The sequence below is a fragment of the Serratia sp. CY76391 genome (assembly GCF_052166695.1).
Taxonomy (GTDB): Bacteria; Pseudomonadota; Gammaproteobacteria; order Enterobacterales; family Enterobacteriaceae; genus Serratia; species Serratia nematodiphila.
Genome location: NZ_JBJNOJ010000008.1, coordinates 20,192 through 38,192, shown reverse-complemented (window position 1 = coordinate 38,192; position 18,001 = coordinate 20,192). Strand labels below are relative to the sequence as shown.

Below are 18,001 nucleotides of genomic sequence, written 5' to 3'. Positions count from 1 at the left end.
CCCGAGCAGAGTTTCCCTACCCTGCCCTGGTGATAACCAGCGATTAATAATCTTTCAGGATGTCCTGCAACGGCGCCATTAATAAATCGCCGCGCCAGCCGCTGATTAATTCAGGGCGACTTTCGCCGTCTTTCAGTTTCCAATGCCAGTTCAGCAATTGGTTAATTTGGCGACGTGATGCCAGCAGCTCGCTGCTCAACCCGCTTTGCTCGCTGACGGTAGCGATCGCCGCCTTGATGTCTTTGAACACCTTCTTGTAGCCCGGCTGATCGATAAGGTTGGCCAACGGCGCCGGCAACCCGGACTCGTCCAGCGCTTCGGCCTCCGCCACCAGCGCCAGCAGCGTTTTACCGTGATAACGGATCTCCGGCCCGCTCAGACCCAGCGAATCCAGTTCTCCCAGCGAAGACGGCATATAGCGCGCCACCTGCCACAGGTTCTCCTCACGCACCACAAAGTTCACCGCCAGATCGCGCTCACGCGCCTGGCGCAGCCGCCATTCCGCCAACTTCTGCAGACAACCGAGCTGACGCGGGCGCAGCTGCCAGGCGTTGCTGATTTCGCGGTAGGCCAATGCCGGCGCCAGCGTCTCGCTACGGCGCTGGCACAGCAACAGGCACTCGTTATTGGCCGCCGCGGTCCAACCGGCCTCTTCGGTCTCCTGCACCAACTGTTTAGCCATCGGCAGCAGATAGAACACGTCGGCGGCCGCGTACACGCATTGCCTTTCGGTCAGCGGGCGCGCCAGCCAGTCGGTGCGCGACTCGCTCTTGTCCAGCTCAACCTTCATGTACTCCGCCACCAGCGTCGCGAAGCCACAGGACAGCGGCCGGCCGGTAAAGGCCGCCAGGATCTGGGTATCGACCATCGGCGTCGGCAGCGTTTTAAAGGCGTTGAGAAACACTTCGAGATCTTCACTGCCGGCATGCAGGAACTTCACCACGGCGGTGTCGGCCAGCAGGTCGACAAACGGCTGCCATTGCTTGATCGGCAGAGGATCGATAAGGGAGAGTTGTTCACCGTCGTAGAGCTGGATCAGGCCCAGCTGCGGATAGTAGGTGCGCGTTCTGACAAACTCGGTGTCCAGCGCAATCTGGGCATGCTTTCTCGCCTGCTCGCAGACCTGCTGCAATCCGGCATCGGTAGTGATCAACTGATAATTCAAAACATCATTCTCTTGTAGGATTCAAACACAACAACGCCGGCATTCACCGGCGTTGTTGATAGTCAGGCGCGAGAGCGACACCTAGGCGGCATCGGCCGGCTTCGGCGTTTTTAGCTCATCGCGCAGTTCTCGCCGCAAAATCTTGCCGACGTTAGACTTCGGCAGTTCATCGCGGAACTCAACAATTTTAGGCACTTTATACCCGGTCAGGTGCCGACGGCAATGGGTCAACAGCTCTTCCTTGGTCAGCGAGGCGTCTTTCTTCACCACGCAGATCTTCACCGTTTCGCCGGAGGCCTCGCTCGGCACGCCGATCGCCGCACATTCCAGCACTTTCGGATGCTGGCTGACCACGTCCTCGATCTCGTTCGGGTAAACGTTGAAACCGGAGACCAGGATCATGTCTTTCTTGCGGTCGACGATGCGCACGAACCCCTGCTCGTCTACGGTCACCACATCGCCGGTCGCCAACCAGCCATCTTTCAGCACTTCGTCGGTGGCGTCCGGGCGCTGCCAATAGCCTAACATAACTTGCGGCCCTTTGACCCACAGTTCGCCCGGTTCGCCCGGCGGTACATCCTGGCCATTGTCGTCCACCAGACGAATGTCCGTCGACGGCACCGGCAGGCCGATGCTGCCGCTGTAGTGTTTCAGATCGTAAGGGTTACCGGCCACCAACGGCGCGCACTCCGTCAGGCCATAACCTTCCAGCAGGTGTTTACCGGTGGTTTTCTCCCACTTCTCGGCCACCGCTTTTTGCACCGACATGCCGCCGCCGACCGAGAAACGCAGCGTAGAGAAATCGAGCTTGTGGAACTCTTCGTTGTTCAGCAACGCGTTGAACAGCGTATTCACCCCGCTCATGGCGGTGAACGGATATTTGCCCAGTTCTTTCACCAGCCCTGGAATGTCGCGTGGGTTGGTGATCAGCAAATTGCGCCCGCCCAGATCGATAAACAGCAGGCAGTTCACCGTCAGCGCGAAAATGTGATACAGCGGCAACGCCGTCACCACCAGTTCCTGCCCTTCGCGGAACAGCGGCGAATAGGCGGCCTTGGCCTGCTCGAGGTTGGCCTGCATGTTGCGGTGCGTCAGCATCGCGCCCTTCGCCACCCCGGTGGTGCCGCCCGTATATTGCAGGAAGGCCAGATCGGCATTAATGATGTCCGGTTTTACATACTGCAGGCGGCGACCGCGCTGCAGCGCGCTGCGGAATGAAATGGCATCCGGCAGGTTGTATTTCGGCACCAGACGCTTGACGTACTTGACCACGAAGTTGACCAGCGTACCTTTGGCGGCCGACAGCTGATCGCCCATGCGCGTCAGGATCACGTGCTTGACCTGAGTGTTGAACACCACTTTTTCCAGCGTATGGGCAAAGTTGGAAACGATGACAATGGCGCTGGCGCCGCTGTCGTTCAACTGGTGCTCCAGCTCACGCGGGGTATACAGCGGGTTGACGTTGACCACCACCATGCCGGCGCGCAGAATGCCGAACAGGGCGATGGGGTATTGCAACAGGTTAGGCATCATCAGTGCGACGCGGTCGCCCTTCTTCAGGCCCAGTTCATTTTGCAGGTAAGCCGCGAAAGCCCGGCTGCGTTCTTCCAGTTTGCGGAAGGTCATCACCTCGCCCATATTGATAAAGGCGGGCTGATCGGCATAGCGCTGCACGGCATGCTCAAACATTTCGATCAACGACGAATAGCGATCGGCATCAATCTCTGCGGGCACATCTGCCGGATACCGTTTTAACCAGACCTTATCCAAGGTATTACTCCTGAAATCATTACTAATTATCATCGCAGCCCTCAAACTCGCAGCCTAACCATAACAATATTTTAACTCAGCAGACCAGTTCGGGTTTTAAACATTATTCAGGTTGCGATGTACGTCACTAATTGTCGGATATTCCTTATCCCAAAAAACAAAAGGGCGGCCTGAGCCGCCCTGTCAAATTTGTTCACATCAAGCGTATGTTACTCGGTTACGATGGTTTGCACCTGTGCCGGGCCAGGGTTGTACCAGCCATAGCCTGCGCCCCAACCGGGTCCCCACGGACCTCCGCGCCAGCCCCAAGGGCCCATCGGCGCAGGCGGCATCACCACCTGCTGCACCAGATGCCAACGTTTGAAACCGGTCACGTTCATCGTCACGAAGCGATACGGCGTCATGCCGATTCGCCCCTCTTTCAGACCGGTAATGGCGCCGACGACGGTCACCAACTGGCCTTTGAAATCGACCGGTTCGAGGAAGCCGTTTACCGTGGCCAGCAAGCGGCCGCGCGACGGTTCGCCCAGTATCGGCCGCGCACCGCTGTCGAGCGGCACCGCCGCAATCTCCAGCACCGTGCGCCCTTGTTCGTTGGCGACGTTTACCACGGTGCCGCCGAAACGGGCTTCCGCGCCGGTAAACAGGTTGGGTGCATTTTGTACCGAGGACAGCTGAGTCACCGGCGTAGGGCTGGAGCCTTTGATCGCATCCGGTACGGTGACGCACCCGGATAAAACCAGCGCGCCGCAGGCGACGGCCAGCAGCGACAGCTTTTTACTTGCAGTGCGGATTAACATGGTCGCAATCTCCTGAAATGGCTGTAACTTTGACCGCGTTTCATCGTTCAAGTTGCAGGCCTTCATCGCCCGGCATCAACATCAGCACAATACGCCGCGATCAGTCGCGGCCAGGCAGTTTTTTCCAGGTGACTTCATTGCGCAGATAGGTCGGCTCGGCGTTTTCCACCGCTACCGCCAGCCCTTCTTGCCAGGCCTGCAGCGCCAGCGGCAGCATGTCTTCCGCCTGCGGCAACAGCATCTGGCCGTCGCGCACGCTCAGCGTGGAACCGTTGACCAGATCGGGATAGGTTTGCCACCCGGTGCCAACGTGGGCCCATTCGCCCTGCAAGCGCTGTGCACGCTCGAGCGCCTGCGCCGGCGACAGCACCGCCTCGCCTTCGCTTTCCAACCAACGGCCGTCGGCCTGACGTTCGAACTGCCCCCAGTAGACCTCGCCCATGCGCGCATCGATCGCCGCCAGCACACGCTCCGCGCCGCTGACGCGCCAGGCGCCCTGCGCCATGGTTTGCAGCGTAGAAACGCCGATCATCGGCAGATCGGCGCCCAGCGCCAGGCCTTGAGCGATGCCGATGCCGATGCGCACCCCGGTAAAACTGCCGGGGCCGCGGCCGAAGGCCAGCGCATCGAGCCGGTTGAGCGCCAGACCGGATTCCGCCAGCACCTGCTGCACCATAGGTAAAATACGTTGCGTATGCTCGCGTGGGCACAGCTCAAACAGGGCGTGGATTTCGCCTTGATTCCAGACGGCGACGGAACAGGCTTCCGTCGCGGTATCGATCGCTAAAATTCGCGTGGACATGCCAACCTCTGGCGGGAATAAAACTGGGTTTTTCATACAGGGCGCGCATTGTAGCACAGCCCCGTAAGCCCTTCATCTTTCACGTGGCCGACGTGTCGGCGGCCTGCAGGAAGGCGATTGCCTGCTTCAGATCGCGGGTGCGCGGCGTGGGCGGCAGGCTATTGAGGAACACCTCGCCGTAAGGGCGCATCACCAAACGGTTATCGCAAATCACCAGCACGCCGCGATCGTCGGTGTCGCGAATCAAACGGCCGACGCCCTGTTTCAGGGTGATGACCGCATCCGGCAACTGCACATCATTGAACGGATCGCCGCCACGCAGGCGGCAATCTTCAATACGCGCCTTCAGCAACGGATCGTCCGGTGACGTGAACGGCAGTTTATCGATGATGACGCAGGACAGCGCATCGCCGCGCACGTCCACCCCTTCCCAGAAGCTGCTGGTCGCCACCAGCAGCGCGTTACCGGCGGCGACGAACTGCGCCAACAGCTGGCCTTTACTGGTTTCCCCCTGCAACAGCACCGGCAGCGTCATCGTGGCGCGAAACTCTTCCGCCAGCTCACGCATCATCTGGTGCGAGGTGCACAAGAAGAAGCAACGGCCGTTGTTGGCTTCGATTAATGGGCGCAGCATGCGCGCCAGCTGGCGCGCCCCGCCGGGCTGATTCGGCGAAGGCAAAAAGCGCGGCACGCACAGCAACGCCTGTTTGGCATAGTCGAACGGGCTCGGCAGCAGCAGCGTTTTGGCCTTGGTCAGCCCCAAGCGTTCGGTGAAGTGGCCCAGCTGATCGTTGACCGACAGCGTGGCCGAGGTAAAGATCCAGCTGCCCGGCTTCTCGTCCAGCATTTCGCGGAACCGGTCGGCCACCGTCAGCGGCGTCAACGCCAGCACGAAGTGGCGCGAATTGCACTCATACCAATAGCTGTAGCCCGGCTCCGTCACCGCCTTGAGGCGTTTGAGGCGCGCGCGGTACAGCGTGGCGCGCTCAAAGGCGGCGTCCAGCAGCGCCGAACGCCCCAGAGACAGCTTCATGACGTCGTAACACAGCTCCAGCGCGTCATCGAGCAGCAACAAAGCGCGCTGCACGTTCGGCTCTCCGAGCACGTCCCGCAGGTTGCCGCGAAAACCCGGCTCCCCCAGATTCAGACGGAAATCCTGCGTGCTCAGGCTGAGACGGTCGGCGCTTTTTTGCAGTTGGGCGGCATCGCGCACCTCGGTGCGGTAGGCGATGGTGATGTCCTTCGCCAGATCCAGCAGTTGGCGGCTGGTGAGCTGCTGACCGAAATACTGGCTGGCGATGTCGGGAATTTGGTGCGCCTCATCGAAAATCATCACCTCGGCTTCCGGGATCAGCTCGGCGAAGCCGCCCTCTTTCACCACCATATCCGCCAGGAACAGGTGATGGTTCACCACCACCACATCCGCATCCATCGCGCGGCGGCGCGCTTTGACCACGAAGCAATCCTGATACAGCGGGCAGTCGCTGCCCAGACAGTTGTCATTGGTGCTGGTCACCAATGGCCAGACGAAGCTGTCTTCCGCCACTTCGCTGCAGGTGCTGATATCACCCTCTTTGGTTTGCGACGACCACTTGCGCAGCTGCACCAGATCGATCAACGTCTGCCCCGCCAGTTCGCCGCCCGCCATCGACTGCTGCTCCAGCCGCTCCAGGCACAGGTAGTTGGAACGCCCCTTCAGCAGCGCCAGCTTGCCTTTGTACTTCAGCGCCTTGGCGACGGTGGGCAGATCGCGCGCATACAGCTGATCCTGCAACGCTTTCGAACCGGTCGAGATGATCACTTTGCGATCGGCGCGCAGCGCCGGCGCCAGATAAGCGAAGGTTTTGCCGGTGCCGGTGCCGGCTTCCACCACCAGCTCCTGCTTGAAATTGATCGCCTCGGTGACGGCCTGCGCCATCTGCCGCTGCGGCTCACGCGGTTTGAATCCCTTGATAGCCTGCGCCAATGCGCCGTCTGTTGCAAAATCGTCTGTCACGCTGTCTCTCTGCCGGTGTCATTCAGCGGTGATTATGCCAAGCCTGCCGCCCGGCTACCACCCACTTTATCGCCGCGCTTTTTCATCACCGGCTGTGCTACCCTTAGCGGGACTATGATATGGAGATAAGCAAATGAATATCGAAAGAATTGATCCCGATCAGCGCTGGTCCGAAGCCGTGGTGCACAACGAGACCGTTTACTATACCAGCGTGCCGGAGAACCTGGATGATGACGCGACCGCGCAGACCGCCAACGCCCTTGCAGCCATCGACGTGCTGCTGGCGCGCGTAGGCTCGGATAAAAGCCGCATTTTGGACGCCACCATCTTCCTGGCCAATACCGCCGACTTCGCCGCGATGAACGCCGCCTGGGACGCCTGGGTGGTTGCCGGCAGCGCGCCGGTACGCTGCACCGTGCAGGCGCAGCTGATGAATCCGAAATATAAAGTGGAAATCAAAATCATCGCCGCGCTGTAAGCCTGAGCGCAGACGAAAAAAAACCGCAGACGGCAACGCCTGCGGTTTTTTATTGCCCGCTATCAGGACAGTTTAAGGATCACCATCCCCGCCAGCAACAACGCCAGGCCAATCCAGCCTTTGGCGTTCAACCGCTGGCCGAACATGATCCAGCCTGCGGCGATGGTGGCGGCGATACCGAAACCGCCCCACAACGCGTAAGCGATCGACAGATCGATGCCCTTCACCGCCTGCGCCAGGGCGCTGAACGCGCCGAGCACCGACAGCAGCGACAACAGCCCCAGCCAAATTTTACGGAAGCCGTCCGACATCTTCAGGAAGATATTGGCGATGATTTCCAGCACGATGGCCAGCCCCAGGAACCCAATGTGGTACAACTCAAACTGTTGCATGGTTGTCACCTCGCGGGCTGACCTGTTTTCGCTCTTTGCGGGTACCGGATTTCACCAGCATGATGCCGGCGATCAGCGTAGCCAGGCCCAGTACTTTCAGCGCCGAAATGGGCTCGTCGAACCACAGCACGCTGAACAGGGTGATGAACAGAATGCCGATACCTTCCCACAGCGCATAAGCCACGCCCAACGCCACGCGTTTTACCGCTACTGACAACAACACATAAGACGCGGTGATCATCACGTACATCACGATATGCCCAATCATGCCGCCATTGACGCTGGCGTATTTCATCGACAAGGTACCGATGATTTCGGTCATGATGGCCAAACCTAAAAAGATCCAATAAATCATAATTTTTCTCCCAAACGGCGAATAACGCGCGCCAAGGCATATTTATCCCGATTTATCTCGTCGAACGGCCGCAGTACGGCGCGCAAGACGCAGAGATCCCTGGGGATAAACTGACCCAAACGCAAAAAGAATGTTTGCCCGGCTGAACGGTAGAACGAAGGCCTAAGCCCGCTACCCGCACCGGTTAAGGGAGAAAGACGCTATAGCTCGCTGCACCAGTGATGCTCACTGGCAAGGATCGCAGACAGGAAGAGTTGGCACGTAGAGGTTCTGAGGGTAGTTCCGTTAATAGTCATCATAATAGTTCTCTATTATCAGCCGCACACCGTGCGATTTGCCCAATATCCTCATAAAAGTAAAATTTTTAACTGAGATATTTTTACCACAGCCAAAATAAGAAAGCAAACTGCCGTTTTCATCAAAAAGCAGAAAAAAACGGGTTAAAAATAAGAAAGTTAATCACGATAAAAATTAAAAAAGGCTCAACGGAGCGTTGAGCCTTGCGGTATTCGCGGGCGCGCAAATAAGCGCCAACCCCAGGCCTGGCGCGGGTTACAACGCGGCGCCGCTGACGGCGCTGCGCGCCAGTTCAGTGATGCGCGCATAGTCGCCTTTTTCGAGCGCGTCCGCCGGCACCAGCCAGGAACCGCCGATGCAAAGCACGCTTTTCAGCGCCAGATAATCGCGGTAATTGTTTGGCGTAATGCCGCCGGTCGGGCAAAAACGCACCTGCGGGAACGGGCCGCCGATCGCCTGCAGCGCCTTCACGCCGCCGTTGGCTTCCGCCGGGAAGAATTTGAATTCCCGCAGACCGTGATCCATGCCCTGCATCAGTTCAGACACGGTGCTGATGCCCGGGATCAGCGGGATGGGTCCCGCCGTCGCCGCCTGCAGCAAGGCCTCGGTCAGCCCTGGGCTGATGGCGAACTGCGCCCCGGCTTCGGTCACCTGCCGCAGCTGCTGCGGGTTGATCACCGTACCGGCGCCGATGATCGCCTCCGGCACCTCTTCGGCGATAGCGCGGATAGACTCCAGCCCGCAGGCGGTGCGCAGCGTCACCTCCAATACCCGCACGCCGCCGGCAACCAACGCTTTCGCCAAGGGCACCGCCTGCTCCAGCTTGTTGATCACGATAACAGGCACCACCGGCCCCGCCGTCAGGATCTGCTCGGCGCTGGTTTTCCAGTTTTTCATCGTTATTCCTCCATTACTCGCGGTTAACAATGGCACGCCCCTGCCACAGGGCTCCGCACAAATGCGCGGACGTCCGGCCGTACCGTAAGTGATGTGGCCCACGCGCAGATCGCAGGCAAAAAAAAGCCGGCAGACAGGCTGCCGGCATTACGCATTATTCGAACTCGTTCCAGGAGCGGCCGTCACGGGTGATCATCGCCACCGAGGCCACCGGCCCCCAGGTGCCCGCCTGGTAAGGCTTAGGCGCCTCGTTGTCGGCTTTCCATGCGTCCATGATGGAGTCGACCCACTTCCAGGCTTCTTCCACTTCATCGCGGCGCACGAACAGCGCCTGAATGCCGCGCATGGTCTCCAGCAGCAGGCGCTCATAGGCGTCCGCCACGTGCTCCTGGTTGAAGGTTTCCGAGAAGCTCAGGTCCAGCTTGGTGGTCTGCAGACGGTGCTTGTGATCCAGCCCCGGCACCTTGTTCAGCACCTGAATTTCGATGCCTTCGTCCGGCTGCAGGCGGATGGTCAGCTTGTTCTGCGGCAACTGCTGGTAAGAATCGCTGAACAGGTTAAGCGGCGGGTTTTTGAAGTACACCACCACTTCCGAACATTTGGTCGGCAGACGTTTACCGGTACGCAGGTAGAACGGCACGCCGGCCCACTGCCAGTTGTCGATATCCACGCGGATAGAGACGAAGGTTTCGGTGCTGCTGCTCTTGTTCGCCCCTTCCTCTTCCAGATAACCCGGCACTTTCTTGCCCTGGACGAAGCCGGCGGTGTACTGACCACGCACGGTGGTTTCCCGGACATTGGTCTGATCGATGCGGCGCAGCGAGCGCAGCACCTTCACCTTCTCGTCGCGGATGCGGTCGGTGGTCAGATCCGCCGGCGGCGACATGGCGATCATGGTCAGGATCTGCAGCAGGTGGTTCTGGATCATGTCGCGCATCTGGCCGGCCTGGTCGAAGTAACCCCAACGCCCTTCGATGCCCACCTCTTCCGCTACGGTGATCTGCACCGAATCGATGGTGCGGTTATCCCAGTTGGAGGCGAACAGCGAGTTGGCGAAACGCAGCGCCAACAGGTTCAGCACTGTCTCTTTGCCGAGATAGTGGTCGATACGGTAAACCTGGGATTCGTTGAAGTACTCCGCCACCTGATCGTTGATCACGCGTGAGGACGCCAAATCGGTACCCAGCGGTTTCTCCATCACCACGCGCGCCGGCTCATGGTTCAGCTTGGCTTCGCCCAGCCCTTTGCAGATGGCGCCGAAGGTGCTTGGCGGCATGGCAAAGTAGTTGATGGTGGTGCGGTGCTTCTGATCCAGCATTTTACCCAGTTTGGTAAAGTTCTTGCTGTCGTTGACGTCCAGGTTGCAGAAGTCCAGGCGCGCACTCAGCGTGGCCCAGAGTTCGTCATCCAGTTTTTCCTTCATGAAGGTGCCAAGCGCTTCCTTGACCACTTCGGTATAGGCTTTTTTATCCCACTCCGCGCGGCCGACGCCGATGATCCGCGTATCCGGGTGGATGTGTCCGGCTTTCTCTAACTGGTACAGGGAAGGCAGCAGCTTACGGCGCGCCAAATCACCTTTCGCGCCGAAAATAACCAGGTCACACGCCTGGGCTGTAGAGGTTACCGCCATGTTCATCTCCTCGTTGCAGGATATTTGTAATTTTCTTACATTACTAATGTACTCTGTTTGACTACGGCCAGCAAACCCGGTGCAAAAGCAGAAGAAAAGCCCCAAAGATTCCAGTGGTAAGCGCCACTGCGCGGCAGAGCCGTTGCAGGTGGGCAAAACTGTAACTTTTCGTCTTTTTTGACGCTCTGTTACCATTATGAAAGTTAGACACAGGTCATATTCTGGTGAAAAAAGCCTGCATACACCCTGTCGAGACTGCCAACGGTTACCAGCACGTAGTATATTTTCACTAAACCGGCATTGATTTCTCCTTTGTTTGAAATCGACATACCCTATCGATTCCAGGTTACAGCCGCTCGTTTGGCGTCTGCTCGCACGGCGAACACGGGCGAAATTCGACGCTGTTGCTTGAAAGCCACAGGGATAAAACCATGAGTGACTCTCGTTATATGAATACGCTGGACAAAATCCAGAGCCATCTGGAACGCCTGAGCAAATCTGAAAGGAAAGTCGCCGAGGTGATCCTGGCCTCCCCGCAGACCGCCATTCACTCCAGCATCGCCACGCTGGCGCGCATGGCCGACGTCAGCGAACCTACCGTCAACCGTTTTTGCCGCCGCCTTGATACCAAAGGCTTTCCCGATTTCAAACTGCATCTCGCCCAAAGCCTGGCTAACGGCACGCCCTACGTAAACCGTAACGTTGAGGAAGATGACAACGTCGATTCCTATACCAGCAAGATCTTCGAATCGGTAATGGCCAGCCTGGATACAGTAAAGGCAAATTTGGATATTGCCGCAATCAATCGTGCGGTTGACCTGCTCACCCAGGCAAAAAAGATCTCTTTCTTCGGGCTGGGTGCCTCCGCGGCGGTGGCGCACGATGCGATGAACAAATTTTTCCGCTTCAACATTCCGGTGGTCTATTTTGATGACATCGTCATGCAGCGCATGAGCTGCATGAACTCCAGCGAAGGCGACGTGGTGGTGCTGATCTCACACACCGGCCGCACCAAGAATCTGGTGGAGATGGCCCACCTGGCGCGGGAGAACGACGCCACGGTACTGGCTATCACCTCGCGCGACACCCCGCTCGCCCAGGCGGCGACCCTGGCCCTGCTGCTCGACGTGCCCGAAGACACCGACGTTTACATGCCGATGGTGTCGCGGATCGCGCAATTAACGCTCATTGACGTGCTCGCCACCGGATTTACCTTGCGCCGAGGGGCTAAATTCAGAGATAACTTGAAGCGGGTCAAAGAAGCGCTCAAAGAATCGCGCTTTGATAAAGGCGTGGTCATTCCCAACAGTTTTGATTCGTGACCCGACGAAGAAAAAATCGCCGTTCAACAGACATTTGAATGACGGCATCAGAGGCGGTACCCTGTTAACATGCTCATACGGGTAACCCGGGTGAAATATCAGTGTTGTAAAATTACATTTCACGCCTGGTTTCGTTATCCGACGTTATCGCAACACCAATATTTGCTTCACCAGTCAACGGAGTAATACATGTCCAGACGGCTCAGAAGAACCAAAATCGTTACCACCCTGGGTCCGGCTACAGACCGCGACAATAATCTGGAAAAGATCATTGCCGCCGGCGCCAACGTAGTTCGGCTTAACTTCTCCCACGGCAGCCCGGAAGATCACCAGGCTCGCGCTGACAAAGTACGCGAAATCGCTGCCAAGCTGGGGCGTCACGTCGCTATCCTCGGCGATCTGCAAGGGCCGAAAATTCGTGTTTCCACCTTCAAGGAAGGCAAAATCTTCCTCAACGTGGGCGATAAATTCCTGCTGGACGCCAACCTGTCAAAAGGCGAAGGCGATAAAGAAAAAGTCGGTATCGACTATAAAGGCCTGCCAGCCGATGTGGTGCCGGGCGACGTCCTGCTGCTCGATGACGGCCGCGTTCAGCTGAAAGTGCTCGAAGTTCAGGGCATGAAAGTGTTTACCGAAGTGACCGTCGGCGGCCCGCTGTCCAACAACAAGGGCATCAACAAACTCGGCGGTGGCCTGTCGGCCGAAGCCCTGACCGAAAAAGACAAGGCGGACATCGTGACCGCCGCCAAGATTGGCGTCGACTACCTGGCGGTCTCCTTCCCGCGTACCGGTGAAGACCTGAACTATGCCCGCCGCCTGGCGCGCGATGCCGGCTGCAACGCCAAGATCGTGTCCAAGGTTGAGCGCGCCGAAGCGGTTTGCACCGACGAAGCGATGGACGACATTATTCTGGCCTCCGACGTGGTGATGGTGGCCCGTGGCGACCTGGGCGTCGAAATCGGCGATCCGGAACTGGTCGGCATTCAGAAGAAACTGATCCGCCGCGCCCGCACCCTGAACCGCGCGGTGATCACCGCGACCCAGATGATGGAGTCGATGATCACCAACCCGATGCCGACCCGCGCCGAAGTCATGGACGTAGCCAACGCCGTGCTGGACGGCACCGACGCCGTCATGCTGTCGGCGGAAACCGCCGCTGGCCAATACCCGGCGGAAACCGTGGCGGCGATGGCGCGCGTTTGTCTGGGTGCCGAGAAGATCCCGAGCATCAACGTTTCCAAACACCGCCTGGACGTACAGTTCGACAACATCGAAGAGGCGATCGCCATGTCTTCGATGTATGCCGCCAACCACCTGAAAGGCGTCACCGCGCTGATCGCCATGACCGAATCCGGCCGCACTGCGCTGATGATGTCGCGCATCAGCTCCGGCCTGCCGATCTTCGCCATGTCGCGTCATGAGCACACGCTGAACCTGACCGCGCTGTATCGCGGCGTGACGCCGGTGTATTTCGACAGCCACAAAGACGGCGTGATCGCCGCCAATGAAGCCGTCAATCGCCTGCGTGACAAAGGCTTCCTGGTCTCCGGCGATCTGGTGATCGTCACCCAAGGCGACGTGATGGAAACCGTCGGCACCACCAATACCAGCCGTATCCTGCGCGTCGAGTAATCCACGCCGCAGACGACATGCCGGCCGGCTCACGTTGGCCGGCATTTTTTTTGCCCTGACACCGCCATAAACGACGGAGAACGCCATGCTCCACCAACGCAATCCAGCCTCGACCGGTGATGCGCTCGATCTCGATGGGCGCGGTCTGACGCAGCTCGACGAATCGCAGCTAACCGGCCACGCGCTGCGCAAAATCAGCCTGTACGACAATCAGCTGACGGCCTTCCCTACTTCCCTATTCCGGCATCGCAACCTGCAGGTGCTGAACATCTCTTGCAATCAGCTCGAGCATCTGCCCCCGGAGATAGGTCAGTTGCAACAGCTCGAGATGTTCGACTTCGGTCACAACCGCGCAAGCGAACTGCCTGAAACATTGGGGCAACTGCACCGGCTGAAATACCTCTACCTAAGCGATAACGGCTTTAGCGATCTGCCGCGCTCGCTGGCGCAACTGCAGCAGTTGGTTTACCTCAACGCGACCGATAACCAACTGACCACCTTGCCGCAGGCAATACCGAGTCTGGCGGCGTTGCAGGAGCTGCGTTTATACAACAATCGCATCCGCAGCCTGCCCGCCGAAATCGGGCAGCTGCGCGCGCTGCGCGAGTTGCATATCATGAAAAATGCCCTGACCACGCTGCCGGCGGAAATGGCTCTGCTCGGCGAGCTTGAGATACTCGATGCGGCCAACAACGCCATCGCCGAACTGCCGGAAACCTTCTGCCGGCTGCCGCGGTTGAGCGAGTTGAACCTGCGTTTCAACCAGCTGACGCGCCTGCCGGAAAATATCGGTGAGCTGACGTCGCTGAGAAGCCTGGATCTGCGCGCCAACCGCCTGAGCGATCTGCCGGAAAGCCTCGGCGAACTGAGCCGACTGCACAAGCTGGATCTGCGCTGGAATGATTTCACCCACATACCTAAAATCGTCGACATCCTGCGGGCTCGCGGCTGTAGGGTGCACATCTGAAGAGACGCCGGCCAGGCTGTGTCCCTGCCGGCGTTAGCGGTAGAAAGGATTAACGATACAGATCGTCGCGCGAGTAGGGTTCAATCTCCCCTTCTTTGCGCGTCTTCAACAGTTTGAGGATCCAGGTGTACTGCTCCGGGTTCGGGCCCACCAGATTCTCCACCTCTTCGTTCATGCGGCGGGCAATTCGTGGGTCATCGGCTTCGGCCAGATCGTCCATCGGCTCGCGAATATAAATATCCAGCATGCTGGTTTTGCCGTCGTACACCGGGAACAACGGCACGATCGCCGCACGACACACTTTCATCAACCGCCCGACCGCCGGCAAGGTCGCCTTATAGGTGGCAAAGAAGTCGACAAACTCGCTGTGCTCAGCGCCGTGATCCTGATCGGGCAGATAATAACCCCAATACCCCTGGCGAACTGAACTGATAAACGGTTTGATGCCGTCATTGCGCGCGTGCATGCGGCCGCCGAATTTACGACGCACGGCGTTCCACAGGTAGTCGATCAGCTGATTGCGCTGGTTGTGGAACATCGCCGCCATCGGTTGGCCGCGCGCGGCCATCAACATCGCCGGCACATCCACCGCCCAGCCGTGAGGCACCAGGAAAATCACGTTGCGCCCTTCCGCCCGGATCTTGTCCAACACCTCTTCACCGTGCCAACGCACGCGCTTGAGCACTTTCTCGGGCTTGGTGCAGGCCAGCTCCGCCATCAGCACCATTGACTGCGGCGCGCAGGCAAACATCTGGTCGATAATGTGCTCACGGTCGCTTTCCGGCAATTCCGGCAAGCAATACAGCAGGTTGATGCGGGCACGACGGCGCGCGCCCTTCGCCAGCTTGCCGGCCAGTTTGCCGACCGCACCCAGCACCGGATCGCGCAGGCGCGCAGGCACCAGCGAAATGCCGGCCATCAGACCGGTTCCCAACCACACGCCCCAGTAGCGCGGATATAAAAAGGCTTTTTGAAACTGCGGAATGAACTCTACGTTCGATTTCTTCTCGTTTTGCATGCACATGCTCTTGGCTTAGCGATTCGGCTAATCATAATTGCCAGCACCGATTTTGCAATTAACAACCGCAAACCGCCCAGATAAAACAGCATCGGCCCGCAATCAGGCCGATGAAATTAACGGCGCCGGAGCGCCGGAAAAAGGGGGCGTTAATCCAACTGCAGCTGAGGAACCACTTCCTTCACCTGCGCCAGATAATCGCTGCGGTCTTTGCCGCTCAGGCCTTCGGAACGCGGCAGTTTGGCCGTCAGCGGGTTCACCGCCTGTTGACCGGTCCACAGTTCAAAGTGCAGATGCGGCCCGGTGGAGCGGCCGGTGTTGCCGGAGAGCGCAATGCGATCGCCGCGTTTCACCTTCTGGCCTGGTTTCACCAGCAGTTTTTTCAGGTGCATATAGCGCGTGGTGTACTGACGACCGTGGCGGATCGCCACATAGTTGCCCGCTGCGCCGCTGCGTTTGGCGATCACCACCTCACCGTCACCGACCGCCAGCACCGGCGTGCCGACCGGCATGGCGAAATCGACGCCCTTGTGCGGCGCCACGCGGCCGGTCACCGGGTTCACGCGGCGCGGGTTGAAGTTGGAGGAGATGCGGAACTGTTTCATGGTCGGGAAACGCATGAAGCCGCGCGCCAGGCCAGAGCCTTGACGATCGTAGAATTTGCCGTCTTCGGCGCGGATCGCATAGTAATCCTTGCCGCCGGTGCGCAAACGCACGCCCAACAGCTGGCTTTGCGATTTCTTACCGTCGAAATGCTCACGCGACATCAGCACGGAGAACTGATCGCCTTTGCGCAACTTGCGGAAATCGAGCTGCCACTGCAACGCCTTGATCACCGAGTTGATTTCGTTACGGCTCAGCCCGGCGTCGCCGGCGCTGCTGACGAAGCTGCCGTTGACCCGGCCGCTGATCACGTTGTTGCGCCATTCGCCCTGCTGCGCTTCTTTTGACTCCTTGAAGCTGTTGCCGACGCGATCGTAGGTGCGAGTTTCGCGGCGGGAAACCTCCCAGGTCAACTGCTGCAAATCGCCCGCTTCGTTCACGGTCCACGACAGCTGTTGGCCGATCTTCAGGTTGCGCAGATCGCGGTTTTGCGAAGCCAGCAGCGTGACATCCGACATATCGATGCCGTACTGCGTCAGAATGCTGCCGAGGGTGTCGCCGGTGGAAACCACATATTCATGCACGCCATCATCGCCGGCATCCTTCTGGTCCAGCTCATCCTGCGGGATTTCGTCATCGGGGGTGGGTTGGTCGGCATCTATCGGTTCACTGGCTTCAGGGAGCAATGACCGCATCTGGCTGGATTCTAACTCGACGCTCTTGGCGATGGGGTTGTGTTCTGGGTGGTAAACAAAAGGCCGCCAAACAGCGACGGCCAATGTGACGACTGTCAGCGACCCCAGCATGACGCGGTGGGGCCGTGGCAGGTTGTTATACGCCAGAGCGATAGTTCGGACTATCTGCTGCACTCGATATTATCCTCATAAGCTTTACTTCAGGCAGCTCACGTACTGGTTTGACAGCTGAGTCAGGAATTTCCCGTAGCTGTCCTTCTCCAGCGCGATGCCGATGCCCAGCGGGTCCAGCGTTCCGGAACGCACTTTGGTACCCTTGGCGACGGCATTGATTACGGCCGGCCTGAATTGTGGCTCAGCAAAAACGCATACCGCTTTCTGCTCAACCAACTGTGTTCGAATTTGGTGTAGGCGCTGTGCTCCAGGCTGAATTTCGGGATTGACGGTGAAATGGCCCAGCGGACTCAAACCGTAGTGTTTTTCAAAGTAGCCATAAGCATCATGAAAAACAAAATAACCCTTACCTTGCACAGGCGTAAGCATGTTACCAACATTTTTGTCAGTTTGCGTCAGCAGATTCTCGAACTGGCGCAGGTTTGCGTCTAATTTGTCCTTATTTTGCGGCATAAGTTCCAATAATCTGTCGTGAATCGCGATCGCGGTCACTTTTGCTATCTCCGGCGACAGCCAAACGTGCATATTGTACTCGCCGTGATGATGCCCATGATCGTCATCGGCATGGTTATGCGCTTCGCCTGCATGTTCATGATCGTCGTCCTCTTCGCCTTTCATCAGCAGCGGCTTCACCGCCGGCAGTTCACTGATAGCCAGCTTTCGCGTCGCCGAGATCGGCACCAGCGCCTTGTTCAAGAACGCTTCCATGTCCGGCCCGACCCACAACACCAGGTCAGCGGAACGCAAGCGTTGGATATCGGAAGGACGCAACGCAAAATCGTGTGGCGAAGCGCCGTCCGGCAGCAACACCTCGGTCGGCGTCACGCCGTCGGCGATCGCCGAAGCGATAAAGCCTAAGGGGCGAATCGAGGTCACCACCGCAGCGGAAGCGCTGCTCAGCGGGCCGGCCATCAACAGTGCGCTGGCCAGCAGCGTGCGCTGCAGCCATTTATTTTTCTTTGCCATCATCAGTAATCCCATCGTTTTCATCAACAAGGCGTGATATTA

The 18,001-nt window shown here is 58.5% G+C and carries 16 protein-coding genes; 4 read left to right on the top strand and 12 right to left on the bottom strand.

What is annotated here, in order from left to right:
- Positions 1-43 precede the first annotated feature (43 nt).
- The 5 genes from rnd to ACJ8PN_RS15430 all read right to left on the bottom strand — a co-directional run bounded on the left by rnd (position 44) and on the right by ACJ8PN_RS15430 (position 6,533).
- Positions 44-1,165 carry a ribonuclease D gene (gene rnd / locus ACJ8PN_RS15450; RefSeq protein ID WP_171454175.1) on the bottom strand — a complete coding sequence of 374 codons (1,122 nt, stop codon included), beginning with the start codon at positions 1,163-1,165 and terminating at the stop codon, positions 44-46.
- A gap of 81 nt (positions 1,166-1,246) precedes the next feature.
- The gene (fadD, locus tag ACJ8PN_RS15445; RefSeq protein WP_085336654.1) at positions 1,247-2,935 is read right to left on the bottom strand and encodes a long-chain-fatty-acid--CoA ligase FadD; all 1,689 of its coding nucleotides are present in this window, start codon (positions 2,933-2,935) and stop codon (positions 1,247-1,249) included.
- 209 nt (positions 2,936-3,144) lie between these two features.
- Positions 3,145-3,735, bottom strand: coding sequence for a Slp family lipoprotein (locus tag ACJ8PN_RS15440; RefSeq protein WP_004932312.1), 591 nt, complete (start codon positions 3,733-3,735; stop codon positions 3,145-3,147).
- Between the two features lie 100 nt (positions 3,736-3,835).
- Positions 3,836-4,537 (bottom strand): tRNA (adenosine(37)-N6)-threonylcarbamoyltransferase complex dimerization subunit type 1 TsaB, encoded by a 702-nt coding sequence (gene tsaB, locus ACJ8PN_RS15435; protein ID WP_171454176.1) that lies wholly within the window; start codon positions 4,535-4,537, stop codon positions 3,836-3,838.
- Between the two features lie 79 nt (positions 4,538-4,616).
- On the bottom strand, positions 4,617-6,533 hold the full coding sequence (locus tag ACJ8PN_RS15430; protein WP_004932318.1) for an ATP-dependent DNA helicase: 1,917 nt from the start codon (positions 6,531-6,533) through the stop codon (positions 4,617-4,619).
- Between the two features lie 133 nt (positions 6,534-6,666).
- On the opposite strand from ACJ8PN_RS15430, the gene ACJ8PN_RS15425 reads away from it, so the two are divergent.
- Positions 6,667-7,011, top strand: coding sequence for a RidA family protein (locus tag ACJ8PN_RS15425; RefSeq protein WP_015378124.1), 345 nt, complete (start codon positions 6,667-6,669; stop codon positions 7,009-7,011).
- Positions 7,012-7,073: 62 nt separating this feature from the next.
- Here the strand turns inward: ACJ8PN_RS15425 and mdtI are convergent, their stop codons facing one another.
- The 4 genes from mdtI to zwf all read right to left on the bottom strand — a co-directional run bounded on the left by mdtI (position 7,074) and on the right by zwf (position 10,582).
- Positions 7,074-7,403, bottom strand: coding sequence for a multidrug/spermidine efflux SMR transporter subunit MdtI (mdtI, locus tag ACJ8PN_RS15420; RefSeq protein ID WP_004932324.1), 330 nt, complete (start codon positions 7,401-7,403; stop codon positions 7,074-7,076).
- On the bottom strand, positions 7,390-7,758 hold the full coding sequence (mdtJ, locus tag ACJ8PN_RS15415) for a multidrug/spermidine efflux SMR transporter subunit MdtJ (RefSeq protein ID WP_004932327.1): 369 nt from the start codon (positions 7,756-7,758) through the stop codon (positions 7,390-7,392). Before mdtJ ends, mdtI begins: the two co-directional genes overlap by 14 nt.
- 552 nt (positions 7,759-8,310) lie before the next feature.
- Positions 8,311-8,952 (bottom strand): bifunctional 4-hydroxy-2-oxoglutarate aldolase/2-dehydro-3-deoxy-phosphogluconate aldolase, encoded by a 642-nt coding sequence (locus ACJ8PN_RS15410; RefSeq protein ID WP_004932329.1) that lies wholly within the window; start codon positions 8,950-8,952, stop codon positions 8,311-8,313.
- Between the two features lie 154 nt (positions 8,953-9,106).
- Positions 9,107-10,582 carry a glucose-6-phosphate dehydrogenase gene (gene zwf, locus ACJ8PN_RS15405; RefSeq protein WP_019452799.1) on the bottom strand — a complete coding sequence of 492 codons (1,476 nt, stop codon included), beginning with the start codon at positions 10,580-10,582 and terminating at the stop codon, positions 9,107-9,109.
- 449 nt (positions 10,583-11,031) lie between these two features.
- Here zwf and ACJ8PN_RS15400 point away from each other — a divergent pair, with 449 nt between their 5' ends.
- The 3 genes from ACJ8PN_RS15400 (at position 11,032) to ACJ8PN_RS15390 (ending at position 14,503) form a co-directional block, all read left to right on the top strand.
- Positions 11,032-11,904 carry a MurR/RpiR family transcriptional regulator gene (locus ACJ8PN_RS15400; protein WP_442535051.1) on the top strand — a complete coding sequence of 291 codons (873 nt, stop codon included), beginning with the start codon at positions 11,032-11,034 and terminating at the stop codon, positions 11,902-11,904.
- 189 nt (positions 11,905-12,093) lie between these two features.
- Positions 12,094-13,536, top strand: a complete 1,443-nt coding sequence (gene pyk / locus ACJ8PN_RS15395; protein WP_004932339.1) for a pyruvate kinase — start codon at positions 12,094-12,096, stop codon at positions 13,534-13,536.
- Positions 13,537-13,621: 85 nt separating this feature from the next.
- Positions 13,622-14,503 carry a leucine-rich repeat domain-containing protein gene (locus ACJ8PN_RS15390; RefSeq protein WP_351105959.1) on the top strand — a complete coding sequence of 294 codons (882 nt, stop codon included), beginning with the start codon at positions 13,622-13,624 and terminating at the stop codon, positions 14,501-14,503.
- Between the two features lie 49 nt (positions 14,504-14,552).
- Here ACJ8PN_RS15390 and lpxM read toward each other — a convergent pair whose 3' ends face one another.
- The 3 genes from lpxM to znuA form a co-directional block, all read right to left on the bottom strand.
- On the bottom strand, positions 14,553-15,521 hold the full coding sequence (gene lpxM, locus ACJ8PN_RS15385) for a lauroyl-Kdo(2)-lipid IV(A) myristoyltransferase (protein ID WP_004932345.1): 969 nt from the start codon (positions 15,519-15,521) through the stop codon (positions 14,553-14,555).
- A gap of 149 nt (positions 15,522-15,670) precedes the next feature.
- Positions 15,671-16,993 (bottom strand): murein DD-endopeptidase MepM, encoded by a 1,323-nt coding sequence (gene mepM, locus ACJ8PN_RS15380; protein ID WP_351105963.1) that lies wholly within the window; start codon positions 16,991-16,993, stop codon positions 15,671-15,673.
- A gap of 21 nt (positions 16,994-17,014) precedes the next feature.
- Positions 17,015-17,959, bottom strand: a complete 945-nt coding sequence (znuA, locus tag ACJ8PN_RS15375) for a zinc ABC transporter substrate-binding protein ZnuA (protein ID WP_351106401.1) — start codon at positions 17,957-17,959, stop codon at positions 17,015-17,017.
- Positions 17,960-18,001: the final 42 nt, after the last annotated feature.

Bases quoted from the DNA above. Each gene is read 5' to 3' on its own strand.
- ACJ8PN_RS15440 (WP_004932312.1), bottom strand. From the start codon at position 3,735: ATGTTAATCCGCACTGCAAGTAAAAAGCTGTCGCTGCTGGCCGTCGCC.
- tsaB (WP_171454176.1), bottom strand. From the start codon at position 4,537: ATGTCCACGCGAATTTTAGCGATCGATACCGCGACGGAAGCCTGTTCC.
- ACJ8PN_RS15425 (WP_015378124.1), top strand. From the start codon at position 6,667: ATGAATATCGAAAGAATTGATCCCGATCAGCGCTGGTCCGAAGCCGTG.
- mdtI (WP_004932324.1), bottom strand. From the start codon at position 7,403: ATGCAACAGTTTGAGTTGTACCACATTGGGTTCCTGGGGCTGGCCATC.
- mdtJ (WP_004932327.1), bottom strand. From the start codon at position 7,758: ATGATTTATTGGATCTTTTTAGGTTTGGCCATCATGACCGAAATCATC.
- ACJ8PN_RS15410 (WP_004932329.1), bottom strand. From the start codon at position 8,952: ATGAAAAACTGGAAAACCAGCGCCGAGCAGATCCTGACGGCGGGGCCG.
- zwf (WP_019452799.1), bottom strand. From the start codon at position 10,582: ATGGCGGTAACCTCTACAGCCCAGGCGTGTGACCTGGTTATTTTCGGC.
- ACJ8PN_RS15400 (WP_442535051.1), top strand. From the start codon at position 11,032: ATGAATACGCTGGACAAAATCCAGAGCCATCTGGAACGCCTGAGCAAA.
- pyk (WP_004932339.1), top strand. From the start codon at position 12,094: ATGTCCAGACGGCTCAGAAGAACCAAAATCGTTACCACCCTGGGTCCG.
- ACJ8PN_RS15390 (WP_351105959.1), top strand. From the start codon at position 13,622: ATGCTCCACCAACGCAATCCAGCCTCGACCGGTGATGCGCTCGATCTC.
- lpxM (WP_004932345.1), bottom strand. From the start codon at position 15,521: ATGCAAAACGAGAAGAAATCGAACGTAGAGTTCATTCCGCAGTTTCAA.
- znuA (WP_351106401.1), bottom strand. From the start codon at position 17,959: ATGGCAAAGAAAAATAAATGGCTGCAGCGCACGCTGCTGGCCAGCGCA.